This window comes from Desulfobacter sp. (genome assembly GCF_050177295.1).
This window is the reverse complement of the sequence record NZ_JBFXHE010000411.1, coordinates 1-3,972: the sequence shown is the minus strand read 5'-3', so window position 1 is coordinate 3,972 and position 3,972 is coordinate 1. Positions and strand designations below refer to the sequence as shown.

General features: G+C 50.2%; 4 protein-coding genes. All 4 read right to left on the bottom strand.

Going from position 1 to position 3,972, the window contains the following annotated elements; all coding sequences use genetic code 11:
- Positions 1-803 (bottom strand): indole-3-glycerol phosphate synthase TrpC (locus AB7U36_RS20090; protein ID WP_428161410.1); only part of this gene is annotated, 803 nt, incomplete at its 3' end.
- A 16-nt stretch (positions 804-819) separates the two neighbouring features.
- On the bottom strand, positions 820-1,839 hold the full coding sequence (trpD, locus tag AB7U36_RS20085) for an anthranilate phosphoribosyltransferase (RefSeq protein WP_428161409.1): 1,020 nt from the start codon (positions 1,837-1,839) through the stop codon (positions 820-822).
- A 1-nt stretch (position 1,840) separates the two neighbouring features.
- Positions 1,841-2,410 carry an anthranilate synthase component II gene (locus AB7U36_RS20080; RefSeq protein WP_428161408.1) on the bottom strand — a complete coding sequence of 190 codons (570 nt, stop codon included), beginning with the start codon at positions 2,408-2,410 and terminating at the stop codon, positions 1,841-1,843.
- Positions 2,411-2,416: 6 nt separating this feature from the next.
- Positions 2,417-3,904, bottom strand: coding sequence for an anthranilate synthase component I family protein (locus tag AB7U36_RS20075; RefSeq protein ID WP_428161407.1), 1,488 nt, complete (start codon positions 3,902-3,904; stop codon positions 2,417-2,419).
- Positions 3,905-3,972 lie beyond the last annotated feature (68 nt).

Genomic DNA, 3,972 nt, shown 5'->3' with positions numbered 1-3,972 from the left:
TATTCACCCTCCTCTTTGATACCAAGAAGGGTTTTGATAAATTGAGCAGGATCCTTTGAACGGACAATGCTCTCTCCCACAAGGAAATTGAAAATACAGTTTTCAATGCCGGCTTCAATGCCGGATCGGCCGGAAATACCCGAGGCCTCCACAGGAATGATTTCATCAGGGAATATTTTTGCCACCCGCCTTGCCACACTTGTGTCCACCTCAAGGGTGGCAAGGTTTCTGTTGTTAATGCCCACCACCCGGGCCTGGGCTTTATATGCCTGCTCAAATTCAAACTCTGAATTGATTTCCACCAGCGGCTCCATGCCAAGCTCCCGGGTAAGAAGGGTCAGTTCGGCCTGATGGGCAGGGTCGAGCAGGGTGGTGATGAGCAGAACAGCGGACGCCCCTGCTTTTTTGGCTTCATAAATCTGGTATTCGGAAAATATGAAATCCTTTCGAAGCACAGGAAGGTCCGTGTTTTTGCATACAAGTTCAAGATCGGACAAAGTGCCTTTAAAGTACTTTGATTCCGTGAGTACTGATATGGCCCTTGCCCCGCCTTTGGTGTAGGCTTTGGCATAGGCGGCCGCGTCAAGATCAATCCTGATATCTCCCTTGGAGGGCGATGCTTTCTTGACCTCGGCAATGATACCCACCGCCTGGCTAGTTGAGGCGGCCATGGCCTCTGTAAAAGAGACCGGGGCTGGGGTGTGTTCGGCATCATGGCGAATGGCGGTCAGGGGAAGTTTGCTTTTGGCTCGGCTTATGTCCTCTTTTTTGACATCAATAACAGTTTTGAGAAATCCTTTCATTTATCACCCTTTCGATTTAACCGTTTTCCCTGGTATAATCCGCAAGTTGTTCCAGTTTTTTCATGGCTGCCCCTGTTTCAATGGATTTTAAGGCAATTTCAATACCTTTTTCAATGGTGGGTGCGGCATCGGCAGCCACAAGGCCGGCTCCTGCATTGAGCAGGACAATATTCTGTTTGGGGCCCTTTTCCCCGGCCAGAACGGCCCGGGTAATGGCGGCATTGTATTTTGCATCCCCACCCTTAAGATCTTCGAGGGCGGCATATTCATCAAAATAGGTCAAGGGATCCACATCATAGGTTTTAATCATACCATTGTTGAGCTCTGTCACCCGGGTGAGCCCTGTGGTGGTCATCTCATCCATGCCGTCATGTCCATGGACCACAAAGGCCTTTTCCACACCCAGAAGATTCAATGCCTTTCCAAACATCTCCGTCAGTTCCGGTGCATATACCCCCAAAATCTGGCAGGAGGCAGCTGCCGGGTTGGTCAATGGCCCGAGCATGTTAAAAATACTTCTGATTTTGCATTCGGTGCGGGCTTTCATGGCATACTTCATGGAACCGTGGTACAGGGGCGCAAACATGAACCCAATACCGATTTCGTTGATGGCCTCTTCCACAATTTCAGGATCCACACTTAAATTAACCCCCAGTTCTTCAAGCACATCCGCAGACCCGCATTTGCTGGTGGCTGACCGGTTGCCGTGTTTGGCCACGGTGATGCCGGCACCTGCAATGACAAAGGCTGTTGTGGTGGAAATATTAAATGACCCTAGGGCGTCCCCCCCTGTACCGCAGGTGTCAATGACCTTTTTGGCCAGGGTTTGAACACGAACCGCCTTGGTCCGCATGGCCCGGGCCGCACCTGCCAGTTCCTCAAAGGTCTCCCCTTTTGTGGAAAGGGCCGCCATGAATGCCCCGATCTGGGATTCGGTGGTCTGTCCTGAAAAGATGGCGTCCATCATGTCTGCCATCTGGTCCTGGCTAAGATCCTGTCTTTTTACTATGGTATTCAGGTGAGCTGTAAAATCCATATCATGCTCCTTTGATAAAGTTTCTGATCAGCCGTTTTCCCACGGTGGTCATGAAAGATTCAGGGTGAAACTGCACCCCCTGGGTGGGGTGTTCTTTATGCCTTATGCCCATGATCTCCCCGTCTAAGGTTCTGGCGGTCACTTCCAGGCAGTCGGGCAGATCCGATTCCTGAACCGCCAGGGAGTGGTAGCGCATCACATTAAAGGGCTTGTTGATGCCTGAAAAGATCTGTTTGCCGTCCGCTTCCACCACGGATATTTTTCCATGCATAATGGCTTTTGCATGAATAATGGTGCCGCCAAAACTCTGGGCAATGGTCTGATGTCCCAGACACACGCCAAGAATCGGAATTTTTCCGGACAGTTTTTGTACAAGTTCAAGGCAGATCCCTGCATCTTCAGGCCTGCCCGGCCCCGGTGACAGGATGATGGCGTCAAACCCAAGCCCTGCCAGTTCTTCCACACTGATCTTATCATTTCTGAAAACCTCTGCCTGGGCCCCTGTGTGCAGGACATAATGCACCAGGTTAAAGGTAAAGGAATCATAGTTGTCTATTATTGCGGTTTTCATATCTTACTATCCTTTATGGCTTTGTGACAGGGCAAGTTTCAATGCCATTTCAACACTTTTGGCCTTGTTGATGCATTCGTTTAATTCGGTTTCAGGATCTGAATCATAGACAATGCCGGCCCCTGCCTGGACGGTTAATGTGTCGTTTTCCATGACAGCGGTGCGGATGGTGATGGCAAAGTCCATGTTGCCGGTAAAGGAGATATACCCGGCTGCACCGCCATAGACACCCCTTTGGCGGTTTTCAAGTTTTGCAATGATCTCCATGGCCCGGATTTTGGGCGCACCGGACAAGGTGCCTGCCGGAAAGGTGGCCTTGAAAAGGTCAAAGGCGTCGCATTCCTCTTTCAGATCACAGGTGATATTGGAGACCAGGTGCATGACATGGGAATAGCGTTCAATGACCATGGTGTCCGTGACCTGTACCGTGCCGGCCCGGGCCACCCGGCCAAGGTCGTTTCGGCCAAGGTCAATGAGCATGACATGTTCTGCTTTTTCCTTTTCATCATTGAGCAGATCATCGGCCAGGGCCCGGTCTTTTTGTTCGCTTTTGCCCCTGGGCCTTGTGCCTGCAATGGGCCGAAGGGTTGCCACCCGGTTTTCAAGGCGTACCATGGTTTCCGGGGAAGACCCTGCAATGACCCGGTCTGTGAAGTTCATGAAAAACATGTACGGTGACGGGTTGATGTAGCGCTGGGCCCTGTAGATCAGTACGGGATCAACCGTTGTTTTGCATGAAAAGGGCTGGGAATATACCGCCTGGAAAATATCTCCCTCTACAATATGTTCCTTGATGGTTTTAACCCCTTCCATGTACGTTTGGGGCGGTGTTTCAGGTACAAGCTGTGTATCCGGAACATGGGGGGCGGTCCCGGGAACAAAGGGTTTGCCTAAATCTTTTACGAGCGTGTCAACGTTATTCCTGGCAGTATCATAGACCAACGCCGGGTCATCTGTCCTGGACAGATAACAGATGTTCAGGCAGGTCAGTGTCTGTTTGATATTGTCAAAGATGATCATCTGTTCGGGAATAATAAAATGGCCGTATGGGGTGCCGTCGGGCAGGGTAACGTCAATATTTTCAAAGAAAGAGACCATCTCATAGGCAAAGTAGCCGGTAATTCCACTCCAGAACCGCGGCAGATCCGGGATATCAGCCGGGGTGAATTCTTTGATCACTTCCCGCATCACGTTTAAAGGATCATTGTCATGGGCGATTCTTTGGGTGTCATGGCGGGTTGTCACAAGGACATGGGTTTTATATATTTTGATGTGTCCAAAGGCAGACACACCAAGAAAGCTGTAACGGCCCCATCGCTCTCCACCCTCCACGCTCTCTAAAAGGAAGCACGCCTTGTCTTTTTCATAGCATTTTTGCAGGATGGATACGGGCGTGTCACTGTCTGCAAGTACCCTGGTGGCCACTGGTATGACATTGGCGGATCGGGCAAGTTTAATAAATTGGTCTTTATCCGGCAGTCTGTCTAATATCATTAAAAAATCCTCACAAAAAATTTAAAATAAAAAAGTCTGACATGGGTGTTGTCAGCCTCGGAACCGCA